The organism is Methylocella sp., from assembly GCA_037200525.1.
Classification (GTDB): domain Bacteria; phylum Pseudomonadota; class Alphaproteobacteria; order Rhizobiales; family Beijerinckiaceae; genus Methylocapsa.
The window spans coordinates 4,997,586-5,022,963 of record JBBCGG010000001.1; the positions used below are offsets into that span (position 1 = coordinate 4,997,586).

Below are 25,378 nucleotides of genomic sequence, written 5' to 3' on the forward strand. Positions count from 1 at the left end.
GGCCGCGCTAACGATAAAGCGATTGCTGCGGAGAGAGATCGGAAGCGATTGCCGAAAGATTTGCGCCGATTATGAACGCCACATTCCGAAAGGCAGGCAACTTAGGCACAACTCTGCCAGCCAGATGCCTCGCCTCAGCACCCAGCGCCTTTTCGAGGCTCGCTTTATATTCCGGGATGCGTTCCCAATCGGCGACCGTGCCGGCGTTAATCTCCATGTGATACTGAAACCCGTAGGCATGCCGACCATACCGAATAGCCTGAACCGGACAGGCGGCGTTGCCGGCGAGGACTTCTGCGCCCACCGGAAGCTGGGAGACCTCGGCGCCGTGCCACTGCAGGGTTTCGATTGGGGACGGAAGACCAGCGAGCAATCGATCCCTTTGACCGCCTGCGGTGAGTTTGACATGCGCGAGCCCGACCTCGGGTTTGTTCATGAGCGAAACCTTTCCGCCAAGCGCTTCGGCTAGAAGCTGGTGGCCGAGGCAAATGCCTAGATAAGGGCGGTCCAGGTCTTTCACCCACCGGCGGATGGCCGCCTTTTCCGGCGCCAGCCACGGATGAATCTCCTCCTGCCACACATCCATCGGCCCGCCCATTACAGCCAGGAGGTCGTAGGCCTCTAGGTCGGGAATTGGTTCGCCTTCGTCCAATTCGATTGTGCGCCATTCATGGCCTTCGTCTTTCCAGAGATCGAGAAAAACGCCAGGGGTTTCGACGGCCAAATGTTGAAAAACCAAAATGCGCATGATCTCTCCTTCTGGACGATTTCACCTTGAGCGATACACGCGCGGCAAGCGTTTTGCGAGCGCGAAGATGCCTCGGGCTTGCGGTCTTCGTCGTTCTCGCTGGTTGTCTTCCTCAACATCGATCCCAACAATACGTTCGCAATATGTTCTGTGAAAGAACGACATGTTGGTTTCATTACTTGCGTCAAGGTCCGGCTGGTTCGTCACAAACGCAAGCCTGCGGGAGTTGCAGCCAGGGGCGGCTCGCTACTAAAGATGACCAACATTCCTATTAGCTTTTGGATTGGGCTGACCCTCGCCGCCGCCGGACATGACCAGGCTGTCACGCGAAAAATCCAAAGCCATCCGGGGCGGAAGAATTAGGCTAAAGGGTGAGGTCAGGATAGAATGCCGCCATGGCCAAATCCTTTATTACTTCCGCAGAAAACGTCGAGGTCAGGGGCCTCTACGAGCAGCGCGTGGTTTTGGCTAAGCAAATTGCTGAAATGCTTCGGAACAATCGCTGGGGGAGCGACGCCGAGCGGTTGGAATATCTAAGGGGTCAGGAAGCGAAGCAGGAAGCTATTCAGCGGCGCCTCAGAGAAATCTTTAGGATTGCGTAGGACCAACCGATGGTCATTGAGGGCGCAACCATTCCCGCTTCCCGCGTGGGCCGCACTATAATCCACACGGATAGCCAAGAATGTTATTTTACCTTTGCGGCGAATCCGAAGACAAATGGCGCGGCCAAGACTTTAGTCTCGGCATTTGAAGAGGAAACCCCATGCACAAGTCTTTACTCCTAGCGACGGCAGTTTGTTTTCTTTGCGCCCCGGCGGTCATGGCTGCGCCGATCCCGAGCGTGAGCGGCGCCATCGTATCGGGAGACGATGCTAGCCTCGTCTCCACCGTCGCTTATCACAGCCATAAGAACATGAAGAGGGTCCATCGCCACCATCACCGGCATCTCGGAAAGTAGGCCTGCCCGTTAAACGGATTAGGCGACAAAGCCTCGCCTGTCGGCGCATTCGGACGTAAGCGCGCTGACAGGCGGGTTTCGATGATGGCTGGGACGGGTGACTTCCTTGGCGATGGGACGACGCCCGCGCGAATAATCGGGTCAATGACGGTCGGCGGTGATTTCAGATGCAGGCCGCTGCGCCGCGCCTACCCCGAGATAAATATCCTTGATATCGTTGCGCGCATTCAGCTCCGCAGCCGGACCGGACGCAACCACGCGTCCGTTTTCCAGCACGTGGGCGTAATCTGCGCACTGCAGCGCCACTGCAGCGTTCTGCTCAGAAACCAAAAAGGTCACGCCGCTGTCGCGGTTGAGTGCGCACACAATCCCGAAGATCTCCTGCACGATCAGCGGCGCCAAACCCATCGACGGCTCGTCGAGCAACACCATCTGCGGTCCAGTCATCAGGGCCCGGCCGATCGCGATCATTTGCTGCTCGCCGCCCGAGGTGAGCCCGGCGCGGCTGCGACGGCGCTCCCGGAGGCGAGGGAACCATGCATAGACGCGTTCAAGTTCCATTCGCAGGCGCCGGCTGGAGAGCCTGCGGACATAGCCGCCCGTGAGCAGATTCTCCTCCACCGTAAGCTGGCCGAAGCAATGGCGGCCCTCCAACACCTGCACGAGACCCTGCGCCACAAGTTTCGACGGTCCAACCCCAACGATAGACTCGCCACGCCAAGTGATTGCGCCGCGCCGGACCGCGCCGCGTTCGCCGCCAAGAAGATTCGAGATCGCCTTCAAGGTCGTTGTTTTGCCGGCTCCGTTGGCGCCGAGCAGTGCGACAATGGAGCCCTCCGGCACGCCAAATGAAACGCCGCGCAGGGCGACGATGGCTGCGTCATAGACGGCCTCAACGCCGTCTAGCCGCAGCAGAGGCGAACCGTAGTCGCTCATGTAGCGCTGCCTCGCACCACCATGCGCCTCAGCTTTCATGCGAGCAATCGCGGGGCGTGACGCCCTTCTCCTTCGCATAGGCCGCCGCCTTCTCGTCGATCAGCGGCCGCAGCGTCGCACGGTCAGCCTGGATCCAGTCGCTCACGGGGGTCCACTTCTTGCCGTCCCATTGTTGCACGCGAAGCGCTCCGCCGCCTTCGTGATCGCTGCAAGACAATTTGAGCGGCTGCAGCAGCCCCTTCACGCCGAGTTCCTCCAGCCGTTTCTCATCGATGTTGAGGTGCTCGATGCCGTACCGGGCTTGCTCGCCGTTAATCGGCTTGGCGCCAAACTTCGCATAGGCCGTGCGCAGCGCCTCAATCGTGATGATCGCCTCGACGACGCCGGCGTTGTAGTAAACCGTACCGAAACGAGAGAGATCCTTCAGGTCGCTCTTGCCTTTGTCGAGGACATATTCCTTGAGCTTCTTGTGTATCGGGAAGTCGGTTCCCGCAGGGTAAGTGGTTACTGCGAGATAACCCTTGGCCGCGTCCCCTGCGGGGATCACATCGTCCTCGGAGCTCGACCAAATGTCGCCGATAATGTGGTTCGCAGGAAAGCCCACGCGAGCTGCGGTCTTAATCGCCACCGGCGTCTGAATGCCCCAGCCGCGCAGATACACCCAATCCGGCTTCGCTTCGCGGATTTGCTGCCACTGCGCCGATTGCTCATTGCCGGGATGCGGATTGGGGATCTCGATATCCTCAAAGCCATATTCTTTTGCCAGCAGCGCGAGCGGAGCGATCGTCTCGCGGCCGTAGGCGGAGTCGTGATAGAGCGTCACGATCTTTTTGCCTTTGAGCTTGTCGAACCCTCCTTCCTTCTGGGCGATGAAATTGATGATGCCGGAAGCCTGACTGTAGAAGGTCAGCATAATCGGGAAGTTCCAAGGGAACGTCGCCCCGTCCGTGGCTTCGGTCCGACCATAATTGACGGTGATCATGGGGATCTTGTCGGCAACCACCTTGTCGGTGAGCGCGTAGGAGATCGGCGCCGATGACGGCAGCATCAATGGCGCCGGCGAGCCGTTCTTGCCTCCCTTGAGGCGCTCGTAGCATTCCACCCCCTTCTCGGCGAGCCAGCCAGTCTCGCATTCCTCGGTAACGATCTTGACCCCGTCGACGCCGCCTTCGACCTCATTGAAGTAGCGTACCGTATCGAGGAAGCCAGCCCAGATAGAAATGCCGCTCGGCGCGTACGGCCCGACTCGGTAGGTTAGGAGCGGCAAATACTGCTCCGGCGCCGACTGTGCAAAGACTGGCGGAGCGGCGAGCGCGGCGGCGAAGGCAACGGCGGCGACAACGGCGCGGCGCGTGTAGCGGCGGGTGTAAAGGCGTGCGAAGGGCATGACTAAGCTTCCTAATCTTCTGCGAGATTGCGGGTAATGGGGTAACTGGACGTACTCGACAGCATGGCGACCTTCCCGGCGCGTGCTCATCTCAGCGGGCCGGCCGCGGACGCAGCAGTCGCGTGACATAAGCAGTGAGGCCGCGCGGCTCGCGGATGAGGAGAAAGATGATCAGGCTGCCGAAGATGATCTTCTGCAGATTCTCTAGAAGGCCGGTATCGATGACGCTGCCGAATACGCCGAGCATGGCGCGGTCGAGTAAGATCGGAAGGACGAGGATGAACGCGGCGCCGATGTAGCTGCCAGCGATGCTGCCTAGGCCGCCGATGATGATGATGAATAGGATCTGGAATGAGCGGTCGATGCCGAAAGAATGCGCATCGGCGGTCCCGAGATAGGCGAATGCCCAGAGTGCGCCGGCGATGCCTAGGATGAAGGAGCTAACGACGAAGGCGGTGAGTTTTGTGCGCACCACGGGGATGCCGATCACCGCAGCGGCCGTGTCCATGTCGCGGATCGCCGTCCAAGCAAGGCCCGCTTGGCTGCGCACCAGATTGAGCGAGATCCAGGTCAGCGCGACGACTGTGCTGACGGTAATCAGATAACGACCGACGGGAGAGGAGAGATCGCGCCCAAATAGGGCAAGATGCGGCGCAGAGATTGAGCCGGAGGAAGCATAGTTAGAGAACCACTCATATTTGGTGAAGGCCCATTCGACGAAGAACTGGGCGCCAAGCGTGGAAGCTAAGAGATAGAAGCCTTTTATGCGCAGGCTGGGCAGGCCGAACACTAGACCGACCGCCGCCGCGGCGACTCCGCCAAGCGCGAGGCTCAACGGCAACGGCAGGGCCGGCAGGCGCAGCAGAAAGTTATAGCTGGCGAAGGCGCCCACCGACATTAGCGCGCCGGCGCCCAGCGACGCCTGGCCGGCGAAGCCGGTCAATAGGTTGAGCCCGAGCCCGGCGAGAGCCAGCACGAGGAAGGGAATCAGCATGGCGTTCAGCCAGTAGTCGTTGGCGACGAATGGCAGCACGCCGAAGGCCGCGAGGAGAACGCCGATAGCTTTCCAGTTTGGGCGCCAAGCGGCCGGCGTAGCGCCCGCGGGCGCCGCGACGACAGAGATGGCGTCCGATTGATCAAATGACGACATGTCTCAGACCCTTTCGATCGCGCGCTCGCCGAACAGGCCGGCTGGGCGAACCAGAAGAAAGAATAGGGCGAGCACGTAGGCGAACCACGCCGACAGACCGCCGCCAATGAGGGGGCCCAGATAAAGTTCCGCGAGGCTCTCGCTCGCGCCAACGATCAGCCCGGCGATGATCGCGCCGGCGATCGAGGTGAATCCGCCGATGATGAGCACCGGGAGCGCCTTCAGCACCACCAGGCTCAACGAGAACTGCACGCCCTGGCGGGCGCCCCACAGCAGACCGGCGACTAGGCCGACGAAGCCCGCTACCGCCCAAACCACTCGCCAAACCGAGTCCAGATTGATGCCGACCGACTGCGCGGCCAGCGGATCGTCAGCCACCGCGCGCAGCGAGACGCCGATGCGCGTGCGGCTGAACAACAACGACAACGCCGCCACCAACGCCCCTGCCACCACGGCCGCGGTGAGATCGAACTCGCTCACCTGGATGGGGCCGATTTCTATCGGCACATCGGGGATGCCGAGATCGAGCGCATGTACATCGGCGCCCATCGTCGCCTGCGCGACGCCCTCGATAACGTAGCTAAGGCCGAGGGTCGCCATGAATAACGTCATGTCGGAGCGTCCCGCCAGCGGCCGCAACACTGTCCATTCGATCAGCGTGGCGGCGACAACGAGCAGCGCCATCGTGACGAGGCCGGCGAGCCAGAAGTTCGCTCCATGTTCGGTGAGAGTGACGAAGGCTAACGCGGCGAACAGCATCAGCGAGCCTTGAGCAAAGTTGAAGACGCGCGAAGCCTTGTAGATCAGCACGAATCCAAGTGCGACGAGGGAATACATCACGCCGGCAAGCAGGCCGCCAACGAGTGTTTCGAGAAAGAAGCTCATGGTCGGCTCCGCTCAGTGCGCCGCGCCAAGATAGGCGGCGATCACATCGGGGTTGTTGCGTATCTGCTCTGGCGCGCCATCGCCCAGCTTGCGCCCATAGTCGAGCACGACGACGTGGTCGGAGAGGTTCATCACGACGCTCATGTCGTGTTCGATGAGGATGACGGTGGTTCCCAGCCCGCGGTTGATTTGCCGGATGAACCCGCTCATCTCATGCTTTTCGTCGTGATTCATGCCGGCCAGCGGCTCATCGAGCAGCACGAGCTTCGGTTCGGCCACTAGCGCGCGTGCCAGATCTACGCGCTTCTGCACGCCATAGGCGAGAGTGGAAACGATGGCGTGCGCGTGGTGGCCGATATGAAGAAAATCGAGGATGCGTCCAGCGCGGGCGCGCAACGCCGCCTGCTCGCGCCGCGCCCGCGGTAGGCGCAGGGCCTGTTCGAACACGGTGACGCGCGCCAGTCGAGTCAGGCCCGCCATCACGTTGTCCAGCACCGTCATGTGCTTGAATAGGGCATTGTGCTGGAAGGTCCGGCCGATGCCGAGACGCGCCGCTTTCAAGGGATGGATCTGCTCGAAACGGGCGCCGTCGAAAAAGATATCGCCGGAATCGGCGCGGTAAACGCCGTTGATGATGTTCAATAGCGAACTCTTGCCGGCGCCGTTTGGCCCGATCAGCGCGCAGACCTCGCCGCGCTGCACGGAGAAGGACAGGCCGGTGAGCGCCTTGATTCCCTTGAACGCGAGGGAGACGTTGTGCAGCGCGAGGAGGACGTCAGACATGACGAGGATCTAGTTTGCGGTGACGAGACGGGAGTCGGCTTCGTTGCGCGATGCCGCGAGGTCGCGCCAGCGCGCGCCGGGATGATCGGCCGGCAGATACGAGCCGCCGCCGAATAGTTTTTCGCGCATCGTGCCAACCTTGTAAGCTTTTGGATAAGCGCCGCGGCGTTGCAGTTCTGGAACGAGAAGATTCACGACGTCCTCGAAGGACTCCGGCGTCACCGCGTAAGCGAGGTTGAAGCCGTCGACGTCGGTGTCCTCGACCCATTCCTGCAGAATGTCGGCAACGGTGGAAGGGGAGCCGACAATCACTGGCCCCAGGCCGCCTATGCCGCCCCATGCCGCGAGTTCTTCGATCGTCCATTTCTTGTCGGGGTCGCCTTCAGCGAGCGCATCGACGGCGGAGATGATGGCGTTGGTCTCCACCTTGCGCACGAGTTTGGTCGGCGCGTACTGGCCAAAGTCGATGCCAGTCCAGCCGGACATGAACACCAGCGCGCCATCGTAGCTAGCGTAATGCTGATATTCCTCGAACTTGGCCTGCGCCAAGGCGTCGGTCTCGCCGAGAATCACCGTCTGTAGGTTGTAGGTATATACCTTGCGTGGGTCGCGGCCGGCGGCGGCGACGCGACGGCGCACATCGGTGACGTAGTTCTTCAGCACCGTCTTCGTGGGGGCTGCGACGAACACGCATTCAGCGTGCGCCGCCGCGAAGCTGCGCCCACGGCCGGAGGCGCCAGCCTGATAGAGCACCGGCGTACGTTGCGGCGACGGCTCGCATAGGTGATATCCCGGCACGTCGAAGTATTTGCCGTGGTGCTGTATCTCGTGGACCTTGCTCGGATCGGTAAAAATACGCCGCTCGCGGTTACGCACCACCGCCCCCTCTTCCCAGCTTCCTTCCAGAAGCTTGTAGATTACCTCGAGGTATTCTTCGGCCACCTCATAGCGGTCGTCGTGGCGCGGCAGGCCGGCGGCGCCAGTGTTGCGCGCGCCGCTCTCGAGATAGGAGGTGACGATGTTCCAACCGACGCGGCCCTTGGAGAGGTGGTCGGCGGTGGAGAGGCGACGGGCGAAGGTATAGGGATGCTCGAAGCCTGTGGAAGCCGTAATGCCGAAGCCGAGATTTTTGGTGACCAGCGACATAGCGGAGACAAGCTGGATCGGGTCGTTCACCGGGATCTGCGCCGCCTGATGGATCGCATGCCAGGCGCTGCCCTTGTAAACGTCATAGTAGCCGATGACGTCGGCGATGAAGATGCCGTCGAAGATGCCTCGCTCGAGGATGCGGACGGCGTCGGTCCAGTACTCGAGATCTTTATATTGCCACGAGCGGTCACGCGGGTGCGCCCATAGCCCGGGCGACTGGTGGCCAACGCAGTTCATGTCGAACGCATTGAAGCGGATCTGTCGGGTCATTGGCGAAGTCTCTTATTTCGATGGGGACGGAATCAACGGTTGAATGGCGGCGTCGTTACCTCGCGCGGCTGTCGTGCAGGCGGCTGGAGGGGGTCAAGCGCTTGACGATCGCGAATTGTGGTTTGCCAGGAGATTTACGCACAAGCGAAAGCACCGACGAATGGACGGCGCGGTTGACGAGCAGGGGATCGGTCTTCGCGATCATGTTTTTGGACTCGACGGAAAGGAAATGGGGCGCAGCGACAGCGATCCCGGGCGCACCCCGCGATTGCGCCTCGTAGTCAGAGAGACGCCTTCCCGGCGCCGCAGCCCTCATAAGAGGGCGGCGCGGGGCGACAATAGGCTCCCATGCTGGGCTGATAGCGGCATTCATCTGTCGATTCCTTGGCATGCGCCACCGTCTACCGCGCGATGGTGGCGAACGCAGCCTTGACCACAGGGGTCAGGCTAAGCGCCATTAGTTAAGTTAGTCAATAGACAATATAGTGTTTCCTGGATGAGTTGCGTTCGGCCGGCGCGCTGTGCGCCCTCATGGCCACTCATGGGGGCGTCGCACCGGTCGCAGCGCCGGCTGGAGGAGGCGGCATATAGCAATATAAAGATGTCTTTATATATTTTGGTTGACTTGGGTCCGGGGCTGGCCATAATCGCGATGTCACGGTTCTCTGGGCCTCATGCGAGGCGCCGGAGCTAAGAGGGAATACGGTGAGCCGCAAGGCGACGCCGGAGCTGCCCCCGCAACTGTAAGCGGCGAGTCTACGTCCACCATAGGTCACTGAGATCGCGCGATCTTGGGAAGGCCGGACGAAGGCTATAACCCGCGAGCCAGGAGACCTGCCGCGACAGCATAACGTCCCTGGGCGGGGTGTCCCGGTGGTTCGCTTGCAACCGGCGGCCTTTGCCGTCCGGGATTTTTTGCATGCGTCCGCTCGGCCTTTTGCCCCCAACATTTGGGGTTCAAGCCGATGTCTCTTCCTTCTCTTCCTATCAGCACGCTCGGCGTCCCGCGGATCGGTTCGCGCCGCGAGCTTAAAACCGCGCTCGAAAGCTATTGGGCCGGCAAAGCCGACGCAGCGGCGCTGCTCGAAACCGCAACGGGGCTTCGCGCCGCCAACTGGGCGCGCCAGCGCGCGCTCGGCGTCACCAACATCCCGTCGAACGACTTCTCGCTCTACGACCATGTTCTCGATACCAGCATCATGGTCGGCGCCATTCCCGATATTTATGGCCGGACCGATGGCCCGGCGCCATTGGACGTCTATTTCGCGATGGCGCGCGGCAGCCAGGGCGACGGGCATGGTCACGCCGTTCCCGCGCTCGAAATGACCAAATGGTTCGACACCAACTACCACTATTTGGCGCCGGAGTTTACGAAGCAGCAGCGTTTCACTTTGGCCTCGACCAAGCCCGTCGATGAGTATCGCGAGGCGAAAGCGCTCGGTTATCAAACGCGTCCCGTTCTGCTCGGGCCAGTGACTTTCCTCAAGCTCGGCAAGAGTAAGGATCCAGCGCTCGATCCTCTCTCCCTTTTGACTGTATTGCTGCCAGTCTATGTGGAGGTGCTGCGTCGCCTCGCTGCCAACGGCGCCGAGTGGGTTCAGATCGACGAGCCGTGTCTTGTTCTCGATCTCGACGAGGCGCCGCGCCAGGCGTTGCGCCAAGCCTACGCCACATTCGCTTTCGCACTGCCTGAACTGAAGATCATGCTGACTGCCTATTTCGGCGGCCTCGGCGACAATCTCGATGTGGCGCTCAGTCTCCCCGTCGCCGGTCTTCACCTCGATCTCGTCCGCGGGGCGGGACAACTCGATGACATCCTCGCCAAGGTCCCGCGCGGACTTGTCCTTTCACTAGGCGTTATCGATGGACGCAATATCTGGCGCGCCAATCTGCCGTCGATCCTCAATCTCCTTGAGCCGGTCGTGGCGAAACGCGGTTCGGATCATGTCGAGATCGCCCCATCCTGTTCGATGCTGCATGTCCCGATAGATCTCGAGCTCGAGACCGGCCTCGATCCTGATCTGAAAAACTGGCTCGCCTTCTCGGTCCAGAAGATGGAGGAACTTGCGACGATTGGTCAAGCGCTGATGGGTGGTCGCAGCGTCGTCAGCCAAAAAATGGCGGATTCGGCCGCGGCCGCAGCCAGCAGAGCAGCATCCGAGAAAGTACACGATCCGGCCGTGGCCGCTCGGATCGCAGCGATCACGCCGCAGATCGCCATAAGAACGAGCCCGTTCGCGGCGCGACGCGAGTTGCAACGGCAGACGCTAGGTCTACCCGAGTTCCCGACCACGACGATCGGCTCATTTCCACAGACCGCCGAAGTCCGCAAGGCGCGAGCCGCGCACGCCAAGGGCGCCCTCAACGACGCCGACTATGACGCCTTCCTCCGCAAGGAGACCGAGGGAGCCGTGCGGTGGCAGGAGGAGATCGGCATTGACGTGCTTGTTCATGGCGAGTTCGAGCGAAACGATATGGTGCAATATTTTGGCGAGCAGCTTGCGGGCTACGCTTTCACCGATAACGCCTGGGTGCAGAGCTATGGCTCGCGTTATGTCCGGCCGCCGATCATCTTTGGCGATGTGTCGCGCCCGCAGGCAATGACTGTGAAATGGTCAACCTACGCTCAATCGCTGACTAAGCGTCCCATGAAAGGCATGCTCACCGGCCCGGTGACCATGCTGCAATGGTCCTTCGTGCGGGATGACTTGCCGCGCGATGAAGTCTGCCGTCAGATAGCGCTCGCGATCCGCGACGAAGTTATGGATCTTGAGGCCGCCGACATCGTCATCATTCAGATCGACGAACCGGCGCTGCGCGAAGGATTGCCGTTGCGCCGCGCCGATTGGCCGGCCTATCTCGCTTGGGCGGTGGAATGTTTTCGACTATCCGCGTCTGGCGTCGGGGACAAGACGCAGATCCACACCCATATGTGCTACTCGGAGTTCAATGACATCATCGATTCGATCGGCGCGCTCGACGCCGATGTGATCTCCATCGAGACGTCGCGCTCAAAGATGGAATTGCTTGACGCTTTCGTAAGTTACCGCTACCCCAACGAGATCGGGCCGGGCGTCTACGACATCCATTCGCCGCGCGTGCCGGCGGTCAGCGAAATGACCGAACTGCTGATCAAGGCGACGAAGCACTTGGCGGCTGACCAGATCTGGGTGAACCCCGATTGCGGCCTCAAAACCCGCAAATGGGACGAGGTGCGCCCGGCGCTTGTCAACATGGTTGCGGCGGCGCGGGAGCTGCGATCGGCCGTGGGGCGCGACGCCGAATAAAACGGACGGCGTCGCGCGGCAGGCTGCTCCTTGCGTTACCAGCTCTGCTGCATGGTGACGCCAGCTGGCTGGCTATATGCTGGGCGTCGGGCGGCGTTCCTTCACGCAAGGGCAGCTTCGGACCGATCATATTGAGGAAGGCGGAAGGCTGCGGCGGACATCGTCCGGGCCAGATTGCGAGAGGCGCGATGCGTAAAGTCTATATCATCGGCATCGGGGCCGGTAATCCGGATTATATGACCGTTCAGGCCATCAACGCGCTCAATCAGGCCGATGTCTTCTTCATCCCAAATAAGGGCGCCGAGAAGGCTGCTCTCGCGAAGCTCCGTACCGAGATTTGCGAGCGCTTCATCGAAAAGAGAACATACCGGTTCGTCGACTTCGAAACGCCCGAGCGAGCTAAGGAGTTTTCCAACTATAAATCCAACGTCGCGGAATGGCACGCGCGGATCGAGGAAACATACGAAGGGCTGTTAATGGAGGAACTTGCTGAAGGCGAGTGCGGCGGCTTTCTCGTATGGGGAGATCCGACGCTCTATGACAGCACTTTGCGGATTATTGCGAAAATCAGCTCCAAGGGAGGCTTTGCCTTAGAATATGACGTAGTGCCCGGCATCAGCAGCGTCCAGGCGCTGGCGGCAAGGCACCGCATCGCCTTGAACCGGATTGGTGAGCCCGTGCATATTACAACTGGCCGCAGGCTCGTCGAGGAATTTCCCAACAATCTCGACGGCGTCGTCGTTCTCCTCGACGGCGATCAGGCTTTTAAGCGCTTAGATCAGGACGATCTCGAGATCTACTGGGGCGCTTACCTCGGCACGGAAGATGAAATTCTCGTTAGCGGGAAACTTTCCGAGGTGATGAATGACATTGAGACTCTACGTGAGCGGGCCAGGCGAGAGAAGGGCTGGATCATGGACACGTATTTGCTCCGCAAATCCGACAAAAGATGAGTTGCTGCCCGCGCAGTCTGTGCGGTTCAGGCTAAGTGGACTGCAGACTTCTCTGGATGGCAAATGATGCGAGGGACGTAAGCGTGCGAGGGCGCCAAGTCATCGACTCATTCCCACGATAGCGCGCCGCCGCTTTGATATTCGATAACGCGGGTCTCAAAGAAATTGCTCGCAGAGCTGCGCATTAAGGTCGAGCAAGCCGCGCGGCACGGCATCTTGACCATAGGCGGCCTCCAATTCGGCCGCGTCCTCAACCATTTGACGAAGCTCCTCCTGCAATGCGCGTCCAAAGATGTGGATTCTCGATCTTGATCCTGATTGATGAGGTCGATGCCAAAGTTGAGGTAAATGCTCTCATCGCGCAGAATGTACTGATACTGCTCTGCGACGCCGGCCATCTTGTTGCGCCGACCGAGCGAAAGAATTTGCGCGAAGCCTGTATAGAACCACATCCCCTCAAAGATCGCATAGAAGGCGACGAGGTCTCGGAGGAATGCCTGATCGGCTTCGGGCGTTCCCGTTGAAAATAGGCATCGTCGAGATGCTGTGTGTGCTTCAGCGCCCACGCAGCCTTATCGGTGATCGATGGAGTCTCCCAAAGCAATCCGCCGGGACATCCCGCCCGAGGACGTTTCATAGGGTCGCGGCAGGTTTCCTGGCTGTGGTCACGCGCGAACACATTGGGCGGGGTGTCTCAATGGGGAATAGGTTTCTCGCCTGATTGTGGGCGGGGCCTGGACTTTGGTTCGCAGTGACGCCGCCACGTTGCTGCGATGCTCGTCCGCTTGCTCGGAAAGCTCGACATAGTCGCCCGTGTCCGCTGCGGCAGCCCCGCCCAATGATGGCATGCAGCCTTGAATTTCGTTCATTTCCTTCAATTTCCATTTCCTTTTTCCAGCTTCGCGACCTTGAATTGAATGCGGCTCATTCTCCTTCCTCGTCTTCCGCGATCTGCGCGACGCGTTGCACATAGGCCTCGATGTCGATCTTCCGTTCGAGCCCGCCGGCTGTCATCGAGCGCACCTTCCCGAAGATCGCCCGCTCCGGCCAAGGTCGATCGTGCAGCCCGAAACACCACGCGACGTTGGCGTAGGAGTTCGGGTCGCGTCCGCAGAGAAAGTAACGGTTGTTCAGGGCGAGCGCCGTCTCGAACGCCTTTTGCGGGCTTGACGACCACTCCAATATCTTCTTGCCCCAATACATGCGCATGTGGTTATGCATGTAACCGGTGGCGCGCATCTCTCGCATCGCAGCGTTCCAATGTGGGTCGTGTGTCTTGCCCGCAGCGAGCTCGGCTTCGCCATAGATATGCGGCCGCGGATCGCGTCGGTGCGCCTCCAGGGTGCGCCGCGCCCATTCCGGAAGACAGGAATAGCGATCATAATCCGGAGCATGCTCGACGAAATTCATCGCCAATTCACGACGCACGATCAGTTCTTCCAGATATGCCGCGCGATTTTTCCGTTCGGCGCCCGCATGGGACACCGATAATGCGATCTCGATCGGCGAGATCTGGCCGAAATGCAGATAGGCGGACAGGAAGGAAACCTGTTCCCGGGCCGGCTCGCTGCGAACCTCGGCATAGTTGTCGAGCGGCCCGTCGACGAACGCCCGCAAGCGACGCCGGGCTTCGCTTGTGCCACCTTTGAACCGCCTGACCGGAGCGATCTTCCGATCGACATCGAGCGTGGCGAGCAGGGCATTCGTCTCCGAAAGATCGAGCGAGTGTGGAAGCGAAAGGCTCGTAGCGCTGATCTCAACGTGAGTCCGCCGCAACGGCTTGAGAAAGTCGGCGCGGGCCTTTTCGATTTTTGGGCGGATCGTTCTCGCGGCGATTTCCTGCTTTTTGGTGGCTGTTTCGACCGGAACGACGACGTCGCCCTCGACCTGGAGGACTCTGCAGCCCGCCGCGTTGGCCACATTGCGACTCCATTGCTTCTGATGTCGCAGATAGCCGCGATCGCAGACGACGAGCGCGGCGCGGCGTGCGAGCTTGAGCGCAACCTCGTCGGGCGAGCCGCGCTGTATGACAAAGCCGACGCCGCGCTCCCGAAGCGCCCCTTCGACCTCGCGCAAGCCCTCCAGCATGAAGGCATAGTGACGCGCATTCGCCTCAGGATAGCCGTCGGTCAGGCCGAACCCAACGACAGTTGGAACGCTGAGACGGGTCGCGCAGGCAATGGCAGTTTCGAGAGCGGGATTGAAGGCTTCACGTTGCGATTGTTGCATCCAGCAGAGCACGTAGTCGCCCTCGCGCTCCGGTGCATCGTTCAGGTCTTTGAGGCGTTCACTCTCGATCACAGGAAAGTCTCCGCCGTCATCTGCGTCTTAAGCGCGGACGCACGCTTGCGGAGCATGGAAAGTTCTGCGGGATCTTTCCGGGCGAGGTTGAGGATACCTTATGCGTGGGTTTTTTGAAATGCGCGTTCGGCGCCGGGCCAAGAAATCCCAATAAAGCGTGGTGAACGGGCAGGCGTCCTCCATGCCACAAGCTCCTCATCTTCGACTAGAAGCACGGTGCGGCCAACGCTGCGAGCTAGCCTATTGCGAGCCGACAATCGCCTTTCCGGACCTTGATTCGGCTGAGCCGAATTGCGCGAGCCCGCCCTTTCGCCGCAAACAACCTAAGCCATCAATCGATCCGACCGACGTGCGCCGCCTCCGCCATAATAGAGCGCTTGGTCCGACTGAGATCGCTCAGCGCGGCGGCATTCTCCGCGTTTCCGCCTCACCAACAAGCCGCGGGGGGATAGTGGTAAGAATAAGAGCCATAGAGCGGAAAGGAGGTCCGTTCTCGGCACTCAACGACCGCGATGGGCGCGTTATGGCCGTAAGCGGAACTTCCAAAAATCCAGCCGAAAGGTCTGCCTCGCGCCAATAGCGGAAGTTGTCGCCGGCGGTCTCGAAGCCGCCGGCAATCGCGTCAATGCGTTGCAGGGACGCTAAGGGAAGATGACAAGGATGTTCGGCTTCGGTTGCGCTCCCGCCCTATCGACTGCGCCGCAAAGACATGCTGCAGCAAAAAACGGCCCGAGGGCGCTCATAAGGGCTCTACTGAACATCGGTTCCTCCACTGTCGTCGGAGAGAAGATAATATGGCTGAGTTCACCTTGGTTGCTTTATCGCGCGCGACGTCGCCCTGAAGGACGGAGCGCAACGAAGCCGCATCAGCGTAACGCGAATAATATTTTCAGGTACAGCTGGGTCAGGGCCGGAGGATGACAAATTGGTTCTGATCTAGCGACGCTCTGGTTGAACTCGGCAACGTCCGCTTTCGGGTCAGGAGCAGAACATTCAATTCATTAGCTGTGAGAATTTCGTTCACGATCTTGAGTCGCAGGCTCGCATCGAATCATGAAAGTAGCGGTCTATGCAACGTGTCTTTCGTGCAACATTTGCTCAGAATTGTCCGATATACATTGAGCTGTCATAGAGAAAGCTTCGAGCAGGATGTTCCCTTGGGACACTATCAGGTATTCATGATTTGAAATGACCGTCAGAACTCGTGGCCTGCCCCCATGGGGTGATCCAGTTTGAATGTTAGTGCATTGTCGGCCCTGGCGCTATTGCTGGCGTGGCCGGCGAAGCTGGTCCGGATTGCGAAGCCGGCCATTGCAGGGTCTCCGGGGCTGGCGGCTTGTAGCCCAGCGATGAGTGCGGGCGCACGGTGTTGTAGTGGCGTCGCCATCGCTCAATGACGACCTTCGCCTCCTTGAGAGTGTAGAAGATTTCACCATTCAAAAGCTCGTCGCGCAGCTTCGAGTTGAAGCTCTCGCAATAGCCGTTCTCCCAGGGACTGCCCGGCATGATGTAGGCGGTCTTCGCGCCGACGGCGGCAATCCAGTCACGCAACGCCTTGGCGATGAACTCCGGGCCGTTGTCGGAACGAATGTGGATCGGAACCCCTCGCAAGATGAAGAGGTCCGAGAGAACGTCGATGACGTCCGCTGCCTTCAGCTGCCGGTTAATCCTGATCGCGATGCATTCGCGGGTAAATTCGTCGATGATATTCAGCATGCGATATTTCCTGCCATCATGAGTGCGGTCCTCGACGAAGTCATAGGACCAGACGTGGTTGGGGCATTGCGGGCGCAGCCGGACGCACGAGCCGTCATTGAGCCAGAGACGCCCGCGCTTGGGTTGTCTGGCCGGAACTTTCAGCCCCTCGCGTCGCCAGATCCGCTCGACCCGTTTGACGTTGACCTTCCAGCCTCGCTCCCACAACATCGCCGTGATGCGGCGGTAGCCATAGCGGCCGTACTGGATGGCGAGCGCCGTGATGTCGGCGATCAATGCCGCTTCGTCATCGGGCTTGGTCGGAACCTTGCGCTGCGTGGAGCGATGCTGACCGAGAACCCGGCAAGCGAACCGCTCGGAAACGCCATGTTCGGCGATCACATGCTCCACGCAGGCGCGACGACGCGCGGAGCTCAGAAGTTTCCCGAGGCAGCCTCTTTCAGGATCAGCTTCTCAAGCGTCAAATCGGACACCGCTCGACGGAGCCGCGTATTCTCCGCCTCCAGCTCCTTCAGCCGCTTCACCTGATCGCCCTTCAGGCCGCCGTATTCCGACCGCCATCGATAGTATGTAACTTCCGTCACCCCTATCGAGCGGATCGCCTCCGCGACCGGTCGCCCTTGCGCGCTAAGCACTTCGACTTGCCGTAGCTTCGCGACGATCTCTTCCGCCTTGTGTCTTTTCCTCGGCATTGCGCAGTCCTCCATCAGGCTCATAAGCTATACTTCACGGAGGATCACTTTTCAGGGGGCAGACCAGATCAGGAATTTGACGCCAGCCCCCTTGTCAATCCCGTACAGTCCAGCGTCCTCGAGCGGCGCTTGCCAGACGTCGACGAAGTTGGCGTTGAGTGAGCCGCCTCCGTCCGCGCGCGGCACCTCCACTACGATCGGGCCAACGTCCTTTGTGTTGAAGAAAGCCATGAAATAGATTGCATCCGGATTGGGAGTCAGAGTCTGATTGTGCCAATCGAGCGGACGCGACCAATAGATGACTTGGTTCACCTCGCCGTCGGTCTTGTTGAGCATCTCCTGGAGCATCAGGTCGTAATTGACAGCTGACATGCCCCAGTTCACGGCCTCGATCGCGCGGCGCTCCACCGTGCGGCGCTCAAGTTCATTCGGAGAGAGATTTTGCGCGTGCGCTGATGCTACGGCGCAGGTCAGTACAAGTGCTGAAACAATTGATCTTTTCATAGCCCTAGCTGCCGGCTGGTGGCGCGACTGCCCGAGATCTTAGCACTTAATCGTCGCCGGAGCCGTAATTGACTTAGAACGACGTCCAATGCTGCAAGGCAACATACAGCGTCGCGTCGAGTACGAACGTCACCTTTGTTTCGGGACCGGCCGACAAGGCATTGGCGGGGCAACGGCCGCGATGGGCGCGGGGCGGCTGACGGGATCGTTGGCAAAGAACTCGTCGGCTTTGAGGTCGAGGAGTTCAATTAATCGCTAAACCTGTACCCTCGGAGAGAGCGAGCGCATCCTCGATGTCGACCCCGAGATAGCGAACGGTGCTTTCGATCTTCATGTGGCCAAGCAGGATCTGCACAGCGCGCAGGTTGCCCGTCTGTTTGTAAATGATCGACGCCTTGGTTCGGCGTAGCGAATGCGTCCCGTAGTCCTCGCGACGCAGTCCAATGCCGATCACCCACTCCTCGACCAACCGGCATACTGCCGCGTGCTGATATGGTCAGCGTGGTCGATCCGGCTCGGAAAGATGAAGTCGTCGAGCGTCCCGCCTCGACGTTCAAGCCAGGCCAGAATGCTGCCGCGAGGGGGCTCAAGGAGCTCGAACTGTACGGGCCGTCCTGTCTTCTGCTGAACGACGATCGCTCGCGAGCGAACCCGGCCGCCACTGGCAAGCTCCCTGATCTTGACCTTGACGACATCACACCATGCAGCTTGCTGTCGATTGCGAGGTCAAACATCGCGCAATCGCACAGGCGGCGCTCGCGGTCGAGCCGGAATCTGATGGCCCATACTTGCTTCGGCTTCAGCGCCTGCTTGGCGCCAATCTTGCAGCCGGCGTTGCAAGCGGGTCGATTTTTGGCGCCCGTATCAAACTCTAAGTGTCCCATAGCCTTTCTCCTCTCGAGCGCGCGATCTGGTCGATTGCTTCGGCGACAGTTCCATGCAGCGCGGGAGGTAGATCGTGCCCCATGCCATCGATCAGCATGAATTCGGCGTGTGGAATCGAGGATACCGTGTCCTCACCACACGCGGGATGGATGAGAGGATCATCCGCACCATGGACGACAAGTGTCGGCACCCGGATGGTCGCCAACCGTGAGCGGCGGTCGCCGGCGACGGCCATCGCAGCAATCTGCCGTCCGAGACCGTCGGGATCGTAGGCGCGCCGGACTTCTTCCAGAATAAGGGCGCGATATGCCCCTTCGTCAAACGGATGGCCGGTGCCTGTTATACGCCGCGTGAAGGCGATATTGTGCGTCAGAAACTCCGCCTCTTCTGAGGCGGGATTAGGCGCAGGGCGCGTCATCATCGCCATTACGTCCGGCGCTGCCGGTGGCAGTGTCGGATTGCCTGTGCTCGACATGAGCGACGTGAGCGATAAAACCCGTGTGGGATGCTCGCTCGCCAGTATTTGCGCGATCATGCCGCCCATTGAGCGACCAACGACGTGCGCCCGGCCGATGGATAGGGCATCGAGCAAACCGATGGCGTCGTTGGCCATGTCGTCGAGGGTATAGGGCACGTCCGGTCGCTGTCCGGCCATAAGCATAGGCACCAGAAATCCGAATTCCGGCGTAGCGTGTTGGGTGAAATGCGTCGAGCATCCCGCGTCGCGATTGTCGAAACGGATGACGCGATAACCCAATGCTGACAAGTCTTGGCAAAACGGAACCGTCCAGCGGACCATCTGTGTTCCAAGCCCTGCGATCAGAAGGATGACCTCGGCGGTCTCGTCACCAAAACTGTCATAGGCAAGTTGATGCAATTGGCGTCCAGGATTTTCACCGTGGTTTTCCATCCGGATCAAACGAGCAGTGGCTGTTGAGTAAGTGTCTGCTTTTCGCGAGATGTCGCTCATAAGCGGACCAGCCGCTTCCCGCCCAAGCCCGTCATCAGCCTCTCTTGTCCGCATGTCCGCTTCGGAGACATCGACCGGCTCGGCTGAATGACCAATATGGGCGCAAAGCGGCCGGGAGCAGTCATTCGATCATGCTCGCGCCTCCCGAAGGCGTCCGGCCACTTGCCGACCGGACGCTAGACGGTGGCGCGTCCGTCTTATGCGGCTTTGCTTGATGCGAGCGCATGAACGTCTGCGGCGGTGAGCGTCTTTCCGCCGATGGCCCAGTCGCCCCGTTGGATTTCCTGAACCCGGACCCAGGTCACGCTGCGCATCGCCTCGCCTTCAACGGAAATCATGGCTTCGGTGACCTTTTCGATCAGGTCTTGCTTTTGGCGGGGAGTGAACACGTCCTTGATGACGTCGATTGTTACGAGTGGCATGGACTTTCTCTCCTAGACTTTCGCCGCGGACACCACGTCCGGCGTTGACGCGTTGAAATTAGCGAATGCCCCCAGCCTGCGTTTGGAGATGGTCTGGAGATTTTCCGGAGAAATGCGGGAGAAGTGCTATAATCCACCGCGATGATTTACCATTTTGAAGACGTTGAACTGGATACGGCCAGGGTCGAACTTCGGATCAACGGCGGCGCGATCCTGATCGAGCCGCAAGTCTTCGCGCTGCTGAGCTTTCTTGTCGAAAACCGCGACCGCTTGGTCACGAAGGACGAGATCATCGGGCGGATTTGGAACGGGCGGATCATCTCGGATTCCGCGGTCGCTAGTCGCATCAAGTCAGCGCGCCAAGCTCTTCGCGATGATGGTCGTTCACAGCGTCTCATACGCACAATCCATGGCGTTGGCTTCCGTTTCGTCGCGGACGTCACCACAATGGCGACGGCGTCAGGCCACGAAATCCTTGCGCGGACGGCCGATGCAACGGACGTGGGGCACGCGCAAGCTGCTGCGACATCGCGGCCGAGCATTGCGGTGCTTCCTTTTCGCCTCGTCGGAGCGGCGGGCCATCAATTCGCGATCGCCGACGCGCTGCCGCACGATCTCATCACCGAACTGTCGAGGTTGCGCTGGCTGTTCGTCATCGCGCGGGGGACTTCCTTCCGCTTTCGCGGCGCGGAGGCGGAAATCGATCGTGTTCGGACGGCGCTGAACGTCCGCTATTGCCTTTCCGGCGTGGTGGAAATCCTCGACAGCGCAATGGCGGTTTCGGTCGAACTCTGCGACACGCAGGATAGAGGCGTCGTTTGGAGCGAAAGGTTTCGAGCCCAAGTCGGCGCAGTGCACGAGATCCGCGAAGAGATCGTCCGCGCCGTCATCAATTCGCTGGAACTGCAGATCCCACTCAACGAGGCGCGTCGCGCGCGGCTAAAATCCCCGGAGCATCTCGACGCTTGGTCAGCTTATCACCTCGGGCTGCATCATATGTATCGGTTCAACAAAGCGGACAATTTGGTCGCGACCTCGCTTTTTGAGCGCGCCGCTGTAATGGAGCCCGGTTTTGCGCGCGCATACGCCGGTCTTTCATTCACCCATTTTCAAAGCGCCTTTCTCCGCTACGCCGACGATGTTTCCGACGCAGCAAAGCTGGCGCAGCGCCACGCCGAACAGTGTTTGGAACATGACCCCGTCGATCCGTTCGGAAATTTTACCATGGGCCGCGCTTTCTGGCTTCGCGGCGATCTGGACGGTAGCCTTCCGTGGCTGGAGCGCGCCAACACGCTCAACCCGAACTATGCGCAGGCCAAGTATTCTCGGGCTTGGGCTGAAGCGCTGCTCGGCAGCGCTGCGGTGTGCCAATCAAACGTCGATGCAGCGCTTGCATTGAGCCCTCTCGACCCGCTTCTCTACGGCATGTTCGGCGTGCGTGCGTTCTCGCATATCGTGCTCGAAGAGTCCGCCCAAGCCGCAGATTGGGCCGAGCGTGCGGCAAGGTCTCCTGGGGCGCACGCCCTGATCGAGATGATCGCCGTCGTCGCGCACGGGCTAAACGGGAATGATGCGCGCGCGAAAGCATGGGCTGAGTCCGCCCGTGCTCGGGTCCCCGATCTCACCGACGCGGAGTTTTTCCGCGCGTTTCCGTTCCGCGACTCGCGCACGCATAAACGCATCTCTAAAACGCTTGAGAGGTTTGGCTTTTAGCATAACGGCGGAAGCGCCACGCCGACGATGGCTCTCAATGTGAAAAGCCTGCATATATTGGACACGATCAACGTCCGCTTTGGGTCCAGAATGCGACGTTGGTCGTTGTCCTGCTAAATGTCCGGGAAGGGCGCGTTGGGGCCGAAAGCGGACTGGCAGTTTCTGGTTTCAGATTTAAGTGAGCGGACATTCAGTTCGGCGCGAGCATTGTCCTGATCTGACTCACAGGCGACTTCCACGCCTCAAGTCGCGAATGTCGGCCATGCGTCCACAATAGGAAATGGGATCGTGTTGCAGGGTACATTGTGGTTTGGGTCGGGTGGCGGCAGCCTTTCGACCTAAGCGGCCCTTCGGAAGGCCATACCGGTTCTCGCGAGCCAACAGCCTCTAAGTGATGGCCCAGGTTGACGTCCTACAAGCGCGCGAAGGGCTCAACCATCGGGCCCTGCGATTCCACCATAAGCCAACACTTGAACGCTACACTGTCGCCGCCGTCCGGGCGGCGAGGCTGGTCCCGACCCAGTTCCCTTTCGAATTGTCGGTGTTGGAGAGGACTGCTGCTGCCTGCACAATGAAGTCGTCAATTGGGTAGGCGTTGCCCGCACGCTCACAAAGAAGCAGAAACTTCGACATGACGTAGGTCGACCAGTCCGTCATGGTCACGAGGTGGATCACCATCGGCATGATGAGCCCAATCTCGCTCCAGTCGCCACACATAGCGCGCCGCACCGTTCGCGCGTTCGACCGCGACTACCAGCAGCGCGTCGATAAGTCGGGGCAGATCACGCCCTGACACTTCTCCGGCGCGGGGACTGCCAGACCGGAAGGCGGGATCACTAACAGCACGATCTGCGCACACCTCCAGCAGCTCGAACGTGCCGGGCGAGAGTTGATGGTTATCAAGAACATGGCGTGCGATGGTCTTGTCCGCAAACTCCGCGACCACATCGAGCGCGTCGTCTCTGGTCAGGAATGGGAAGGAGCCGATTGACATAGCCAAGTTCGGAAAAGCGATGAAAGCGTGTTGGGGGCAGTTCGCCGACAAATCGCCCCGCGAAATAACTGGCCCAGTTGCTTTGGGAGGCGCGACGACCGGCGCCGGGATCGACTCGACAGGAACGGGCGCGACTTCTGGGGTCTTGGACGCGGGGACGAGAGTCCACGCCGGGGCGGCCGTTTTCCGGGGGCATCGGCCCGACGTTCGACCGGTGTGGCGGGTTTGCCAGGTCCATAAGGCATGGGCGCTGGCGGCGGCTTGGTCGGCTCAGGTTGCACGACCGGCCTTACAATCTCCGTCGTGGGCTTGCTCGAGCTCCTTAGATTTTCAGTCAACATGCGGATCGTGGCGTCTGTGTCCGCCGGCGGTGTTTTCTTTTGTGGGAACGGGGTTGGTTCGATAGGCACGTGAAATCTCCGATTTGATCGGCGGCTCGCTCGGCCGAGTACAGCGTCGATCAGACGAAATAGTCGTCTTCGGGCGGCTGCTCTTTGCTTTGAGTTGCGAGAGCGTGCCCAGCTTCCGCGATGAGACTTTCACCTGCTTGGGGGTCGGTCGACATCTCAAAACGCTCATCCTCCTCGATCCATTTACTGCCGGACCGGCTCGCGAACCGCGCAAGGCTCTCTGCCGAGATCGCCAACCATCCGCCGTACAGCCAGACGCCGCATAACTCGCCGCTGACGGCGTGGGCGATGACGTAGCGCTCTGACCAACCGAAGAGCTCGGCGGCATCGCGGGCGAGAACGCAGCCGCGTGAATTGCACGCCTCGCGAACAGCGCTCAATGGTCCGGTCGGGAGAGGCGTTTCGAGGCCCCAGGCGAGGTCAAGCGCCGACGTGGCCGGCGTATGCGGACGGCGGCTCATTGCAGGCGCCGGTCAGCGAGCGCCACAGCTCCCGAGCCGGCAAAGGCGGTCACGATGATGCGCTCGCGCATTTTGCGAAAAACGCATCCGCATCAACTTTTCGGATTAAAGTGCTGCCGCCGATGCGCGTGCGCGGGAGCTTCCCGCCTCGCAGCAACCGCCAAACGCCCGCTTTCGATATACGGAGGTAGAAGGCTGTTTCTTCAACTGCCAAGACGCCGGGCTGCGGAGCTGACGCCGCTTTGTAATTTGCAAAGGCATGAGACATGTTGCTTTCTCGCTCGACTGTTTGATTGTTGTCGAGGGAGAACCTAGTCGGGTTGAACGAGCAAAAAGAGCCGGAAAATAGGGCGTACTTTTTGCTCGCCCAAGACGCTGAGGCCTCAGCCGTTCCCACTGATCTTCTATGACGTCGAAAAAACGCGAGGCGTGTCGCGGACCTGCCGCAGCTCGCGCACTTTTGTACGCTCTCCTAATCGACTCCGGGGTCATAGGTTTAGGGGTCCTGCCGTTACCCAAAATCGGTGGGTTTTGCTCGCTGAGTTCTTTTGCAGCGATCTCCCATGCCCCCGGCGGGAGCTTGCCCGGAAAATCGTCTTCGCCATACCAGACCCGCAGGCTTTCGACTGCGTTGATGATCGCGTCTTCTCGCCCTGGATTGCGTGGCCTTTTTGCTGCGAGCAGTTCCGTCGCGCCCAGCAGCGCTATGAGTAATTTCCCCGCCTCGGTCTTGCGTTTGACGGCTAACCAAACCCGCTCGGGCTGAAGGCCAAATTCAATGGCGAGGCGCTTGATTGCGGCCTCAAGGTCGGAGGGGCAGAAGATGCCGCCGCGGCTTGCGCGCTTTAACGCTTCGCCCGGTAGTGGGTCGCCAGCGTTTGCTTCGATCGGTGGTTTTTTCACGCTCAACCCCTGCAACGATTACGACAACGATTTGGCAGAGGTTAGCGGTAATTTGGGCTAACCAGTTGATTTCGTTGGCGCGCCCAAGGGGAATCGAACCCCTGTTTTCGCTGTGAAAGGGGTATAACGAGCGATTTTTCATATTTCTGCGAACTGCGGTGAACGTTGATCTTCCTGTAAAGAGCTAACTTTCCGTTCTTGCGCGTTCGCCGAAGTTCGCATACACAAATTCCGTACAATTTCCGTACGGAGCCGCCAATGGCCAGAACCGTTCGCAATCCTAAAATCGACAGCCGCTCGGCGCGCCTCAAGCTGGCCGACCGGCGCGAACCGTACTGGACCTCTATTTCCGCAGGTTGCGCCCTCGGCTATCGGCGCGGAGCGAAAGGCGGGACTTGGATCGCCCGCCTTCGTGACGATGAAGGCAAGCAGCACTATGAGGCGCTTGGCGCAGCTGATGACGCGCGCGATGCCGATGGCCTCACCTGTTTCGCTTTCGCGCACGCCCAAGAGAAGGCTCGAACATTCTTCGAGAAGATGGCCCGCGTGCTCGCAGGCCATAACGAGACCCACGCAGGTCCGTACACAGTGAAAGCCGTTCTTGATGATTATCTGGCGGCTCGCGAACGGCGGGGCTCCAAGGGCGTGCGCGCGGATCGCTACGCCGCCGAGGCGCGGATCGTTCCGAGGCTCGGCGCGATCGACATCTCGAAGCTGACCACCAAGGCAATTCGAGACTGGCACGAGACTGTCGCCTCGGCACCGAAGCTCGTTCGGACGAAGAAAGCTGCTGTCAAGCGCGCGACGAAGCCTTTGAACGCTAAAGACCCGGAAGAGGTCCGGCGCGCGGCGCTCGACAGCAAATCGTCTGCTGACGGTCCTTAAGGCAGCCCTAAACTAC

General features: G+C 60.2%; 24 protein-coding genes, 2 pseudogenes and 1 riboswitch. Of the genes and pseudogenes, 7 read left to right on the top strand and 19 right to left on the bottom strand.

Features of this window, described 5'->3' with window-relative positions:
* Window positions 1-7 precede the first annotated feature (7 nt).
* Window positions 8-748, bottom strand: a complete 741-nt coding sequence (locus WDN46_24680) for a type 1 glutamine amidotransferase (protein MEJ0096489.1) — start codon at window positions 746-748, stop codon at window positions 8-10.
* A 395-nt stretch (window positions 749-1,143) separates the two neighbouring features.
* On the opposite strand from WDN46_24680, the gene WDN46_24685 reads away from it, so the two are divergent.
* Together WDN46_24685 and WDN46_24690 are read left to right on the top strand one after the other, a co-directional pair.
* Entirely contained in the window at window positions 1,144-1,350 is a 207-nt protein-coding gene (locus WDN46_24685; protein ID MEJ0096490.1) for a hypothetical protein, read from the top strand.
* 218 nt (window positions 1,351-1,568) lie between these two features.
* Window positions 1,569-1,706, top strand: a complete 138-nt coding sequence (locus tag WDN46_24690; GenBank protein ID MEJ0096491.1) for a hypothetical protein — start codon at window positions 1,569-1,571, stop codon at window positions 1,704-1,706.
* A gap of 141 nt (window positions 1,707-1,847) precedes the next feature.
* Here WDN46_24690 and WDN46_24695 read toward each other — a convergent pair whose 3' ends face one another.
* Genes WDN46_24695 through WDN46_24725 form a run of 7 tightly spaced genes read right to left on the bottom strand, consistent with a single transcriptional unit; the run spans window position 1,848 to window position 8,471 of the window.
* Window positions 1,848-2,642, bottom strand: coding sequence for an ABC transporter ATP-binding protein (locus WDN46_24695; GenBank protein ID MEJ0096492.1), 795 nt, complete (start codon window positions 2,640-2,642; stop codon window positions 1,848-1,850).
* A 28-nt stretch (window positions 2,643-2,670) separates the two neighbouring features.
* Entirely contained in the window at window positions 2,671-4,119 is a 1,449-nt protein-coding gene (locus WDN46_24700; protein MEJ0096493.1) for an ABC transporter substrate-binding protein, read from the bottom strand.
* 1 nt (window position 4,120) lies between these two features.
* The gene (locus WDN46_24705) at window positions 4,121-5,179 is read right to left on the bottom strand and encodes a branched-chain amino acid ABC transporter permease (GenBank protein ID MEJ0096494.1); all 1,059 of its coding nucleotides are present in this window, start codon (window positions 5,177-5,179) and stop codon (window positions 4,121-4,123) included.
* 3 nt (window positions 5,180-5,182) lie between these two features.
* Entirely contained in the window at window positions 5,183-6,064 is an 882-nt protein-coding gene (locus WDN46_24710) for a branched-chain amino acid ABC transporter permease (GenBank protein MEJ0096495.1), read from the bottom strand.
* Window positions 6,065-6,076: 12 nt separating this feature from the next.
* The gene (locus WDN46_24715) at window positions 6,077-6,847 is read right to left on the bottom strand and encodes an ABC transporter ATP-binding protein (protein MEJ0096496.1); all 771 of its coding nucleotides are present in this window, start codon (window positions 6,845-6,847) and stop codon (window positions 6,077-6,079) included.
* Window positions 6,848-6,856: 9 nt separating this feature from the next.
* The gene (locus tag WDN46_24720) at window positions 6,857-8,266 is read right to left on the bottom strand and encodes an LLM class flavin-dependent oxidoreductase (protein ID MEJ0096497.1); all 1,410 of its coding nucleotides are present in this window, start codon (window positions 8,264-8,266) and stop codon (window positions 6,857-6,859) included.
* A gap of 55 nt (window positions 8,267-8,321) precedes the next feature.
* Window positions 8,322-8,471 carry a hypothetical protein gene (locus tag WDN46_24725; GenBank protein ID MEJ0096498.1) on the bottom strand — a complete coding sequence of 50 codons (150 nt, stop codon included), beginning with the start codon at window positions 8,469-8,471 and terminating at the stop codon, window positions 8,322-8,324.
* 436 nt (window positions 8,472-8,907) lie between these two features.
* Window positions 8,908-9,123: riboswitch (cobalamin riboswitch) on the top strand.
* 108 nt (window positions 9,124-9,231) lie between these two features.
* Between WDN46_24725 and metE the strand changes: the two genes are divergently transcribed.
* Both metE and cobF read left to right on the top strand, forming a co-directional pair.
* Window positions 9,232-11,553 (top strand): 5-methyltetrahydropteroyltriglutamate--homocysteine S-methyltransferase, encoded by a 2,322-nt coding sequence (gene metE, locus WDN46_24730; protein MEJ0096499.1) that lies wholly within the window; start codon window positions 9,232-9,234, stop codon window positions 11,551-11,553.
* 188 nt (window positions 11,554-11,741) lie between these two features.
* Window positions 11,742-12,506 (top strand): precorrin-6A synthase (deacetylating), encoded by a 765-nt coding sequence (gene cobF, locus WDN46_24735; protein MEJ0096500.1) that lies wholly within the window; start codon window positions 11,742-11,744, stop codon window positions 12,504-12,506.
* A 107-nt stretch (window positions 12,507-12,613) separates the two neighbouring features.
* Here cobF and WDN46_24740 read toward each other — a convergent pair.
* The 5 genes and pseudogenes from WDN46_24740 to WDN46_24760 all read right to left on the bottom strand — a co-directional run bounded on the left by WDN46_24740 (window position 12,614) and on the right by WDN46_24760 (window position 18,498).
* Window positions 12,614-13,095, bottom strand: a pseudogene (locus tag WDN46_24740) (ribonucleotide-diphosphate reductase subunit beta).
* Window positions 13,096-13,430: 335 nt separating this feature from the next.
* Complete coding sequence (locus tag WDN46_24745; protein ID MEJ0096501.1) at window positions 13,431-14,807, bottom strand: deoxyribodipyrimidine photo-lyase; 1,377 nt, start codon at window positions 14,805-14,807, stop codon at window positions 13,431-13,433.
* 1,239 nt (window positions 14,808-16,046) lie between these two features.
* Window positions 16,047-17,215, bottom strand: a protein-coding gene (locus WDN46_24750) for an IS3 family transposase (GenBank protein MEJ0096502.1) whose coding sequence is annotated in 2 segments (ribosomal slippage) — window positions 16,047-16,951 and window positions 16,951-17,215 — 1,170 coding nt in all. Because the reading frame shifts where the segments join, the coding sequence is not laid out codon by codon here.
* A 51-nt stretch (window positions 17,216-17,266) separates the two neighbouring features.
* Entirely contained in the window at window positions 17,267-17,719 is a 453-nt protein-coding gene (locus WDN46_24755; protein ID MEJ0096503.1) for a DUF1254 domain-containing protein, read from the bottom strand.
* Between the two features lie 244 nt (window positions 17,720-17,963).
* Window positions 17,964-18,498 (bottom strand): annotated as a pseudogene (locus WDN46_24760) (tyrosine-type recombinase/integrase).
* Between WDN46_24760 and WDN46_24765 the strand changes: the two are divergent.
* Window positions 18,421-18,594: a hypothetical protein gene (locus WDN46_24765; GenBank protein MEJ0096504.1), complete on the top strand. Its 174-nt coding sequence runs from the start codon at window positions 18,421-18,423 to the stop codon at window positions 18,592-18,594. The pseudogene WDN46_24760 and the gene WDN46_24765 sit on opposite strands and share 78 nt — an antisense overlap.
* Here the strand turns inward: WDN46_24765 and WDN46_24770 are convergent.
* On the bottom strand, window positions 18,591-19,574 hold the full coding sequence (locus WDN46_24770; GenBank protein MEJ0096505.1) for an alpha/beta hydrolase: 984 nt from the start codon (window positions 19,572-19,574) through the stop codon (window positions 18,591-18,593). The genes WDN46_24765 and WDN46_24770 overlap by 4 nt on opposite strands.
* Window positions 19,575-19,771: 197 nt before the next feature.
* Window positions 19,772-19,996 carry a tautomerase family protein gene (locus WDN46_24775; GenBank protein ID MEJ0096506.1) on the bottom strand — a complete coding sequence of 75 codons (225 nt, stop codon included), beginning with the start codon at window positions 19,994-19,996 and terminating at the stop codon, window positions 19,772-19,774.
* Window positions 19,997-20,137: 141 nt separating this feature from the next.
* On the opposite strand from WDN46_24775, the gene WDN46_24780 reads away from it, so the two are divergent.
* A complete protein-coding gene (locus WDN46_24780) occupies window positions 20,138-21,709 on the top strand; it encodes a winged helix-turn-helix domain-containing protein (protein ID MEJ0096507.1) in 1,572 nt (523 codons plus the stop codon).
* A gap of 477 nt (window positions 21,710-22,186) precedes the next feature.
* Here WDN46_24780 and WDN46_24785 read toward each other — a convergent pair whose 3' ends face one another.
* The 4 genes from WDN46_24785 to WDN46_24800 form a co-directional block, all read right to left on the bottom strand.
* A complete protein-coding gene (locus WDN46_24785) occupies window positions 22,187-22,342 on the bottom strand; it encodes a hypothetical protein (GenBank protein ID MEJ0096508.1) in 156 nt (51 codons plus the stop codon).
* A complete protein-coding gene (locus tag WDN46_24790; GenBank protein MEJ0096509.1) occupies window positions 22,317-22,703 on the bottom strand; it encodes a hypothetical protein in 387 nt (128 codons plus the stop codon). Before WDN46_24790 ends, WDN46_24785 begins: the two co-directional genes overlap by 26 nt.
* Before the next feature lie 460 nt (window positions 22,704-23,163).
* The gene (locus WDN46_24795; protein ID MEJ0096510.1) at window positions 23,164-23,574 is read right to left on the bottom strand and encodes a hypothetical protein; all 411 of its coding nucleotides are present in this window, start codon (window positions 23,572-23,574) and stop codon (window positions 23,164-23,166) included.
* Between the two features lie 105 nt (window positions 23,575-23,679).
* Complete coding sequence (locus WDN46_24800) at window positions 23,680-24,483, bottom strand: hypothetical protein (protein MEJ0096511.1); 804 nt, start codon at window positions 24,481-24,483, stop codon at window positions 23,680-23,682.
* A gap of 252 nt (window positions 24,484-24,735) precedes the next feature.
* On the opposite strand from WDN46_24800, the gene WDN46_24805 reads away from it, so the two are divergent.
* Window positions 24,736-25,362 (top strand): hypothetical protein, encoded by a 627-nt coding sequence (locus tag WDN46_24805; protein MEJ0096512.1) that lies wholly within the window; start codon window positions 24,736-24,738, stop codon window positions 25,360-25,362.
* Window positions 25,363-25,378 lie beyond the last annotated feature (16 nt).

Coding starts and splice junctions, on each gene's coding strand:
- WDN46_24770 (MEJ0096505.1), bottom strand. CDS start 19,574: ATGAGCGACATCTCGCGAAAAGCAGACACTTACTCAACAGCCACTGCT.
- WDN46_24780 (MEJ0096507.1), top strand. CDS start 20,138: ATGATTTACCATTTTGAAGACGTTGAACTGGATACGGCCAGGGTCGAA.
- WDN46_24725 (MEJ0096498.1), bottom strand. CDS start 8,471: ATGATCGCGAAGACCGATCCCCTGCTCGTCAACCGCGCCGTCCATTCG.
- WDN46_24710 (MEJ0096495.1), bottom strand. CDS start 6,064: ATGAGCTTCTTTCTCGAAACACTCGTTGGCGGCCTGCTTGCCGGCGTG.
- WDN46_24705 (MEJ0096494.1), bottom strand. CDS start 5,179: ATGTCGTCATTTGATCAATCGGACGCCATCTCTGTCGTCGCGGCGCCC.
- WDN46_24685 (MEJ0096490.1), top strand. CDS start 1,144: ATGGCCAAATCCTTTATTACTTCCGCAGAAAACGTCGAGGTCAGGGGC.
- WDN46_24690 (MEJ0096491.1), top strand. CDS start 1,569: ATGGCTGCGCCGATCCCGAGCGTGAGCGGCGCCATCGTATCGGGAGAC.
- cobF (MEJ0096500.1), top strand. CDS start 11,742: ATGCGTAAAGTCTATATCATCGGCATCGGGGCCGGTAATCCGGATTAT.
- WDN46_24775 (MEJ0096506.1), bottom strand. CDS start 19,996: ATGCCACTCGTAACAATCGACGTCATCAAGGACGTGTTCACTCCCCGC.
- WDN46_24805 (MEJ0096512.1), top strand. CDS start 24,736: ATGGCCAGAACCGTTCGCAATCCTAAAATCGACAGCCGCTCGGCGCGC.
- WDN46_24790 (MEJ0096509.1), bottom strand. CDS start 22,703: ATGTCAATCGGCTCCTTCCCATTCCTGACCAGAGACGACGCGCTCGAT.
- WDN46_24680 (MEJ0096489.1), bottom strand. CDS start 748: ATGCGCATTTTGGTTTTTCAACATTTGGCCGTCGAAACCCCTGGCGTT.
- WDN46_24720 (MEJ0096497.1), bottom strand. CDS start 8,266: ATGACCCGACAGATCCGCTTCAATGCGTTCGACATGAACTGCGTTGGC.
- metE (MEJ0096499.1), top strand. CDS start 9,232: ATGTCTCTTCCTTCTCTTCCTATCAGCACGCTCGGCGTCCCGCGGATC.
- WDN46_24795 (MEJ0096510.1), bottom strand. CDS start 23,574: ATGAGCCGCCGTCCGCATACGCCGGCCACGTCGGCGCTTGACCTCGCC.
- WDN46_24695 (MEJ0096492.1), bottom strand. CDS start 2,642: ATGAGCGACTACGGTTCGCCTCTGCTGCGGCTAGACGGCGTTGAGGCC.
- WDN46_24765 (MEJ0096504.1), top strand. CDS start 18,421: ATGCAGCTTGCTGTCGATTGCGAGGTCAAACATCGCGCAATCGCACAG.
- WDN46_24755 (MEJ0096503.1), bottom strand. CDS start 17,719: ATGAAAAGATCAATTGTTTCAGCACTTGTACTGACCTGCGCCGTAGCA.
- WDN46_24785 (MEJ0096508.1), bottom strand. CDS start 22,342: ATGTCGAAGTTTCTGCTTCTTTGTGAGCGTGCGGGCAACGCCTACCCA.
- WDN46_24700 (MEJ0096493.1), bottom strand. CDS start 4,119: ATGAGCACGCGCCGGGAAGGTCGCCATGCTGTCGAGTACGTCCAGTTA.
- WDN46_24715 (MEJ0096496.1), bottom strand. CDS start 6,847: ATGTCTGACGTCCTCCTCGCGCTGCACAACGTCTCCCTCGCGTTCAAG.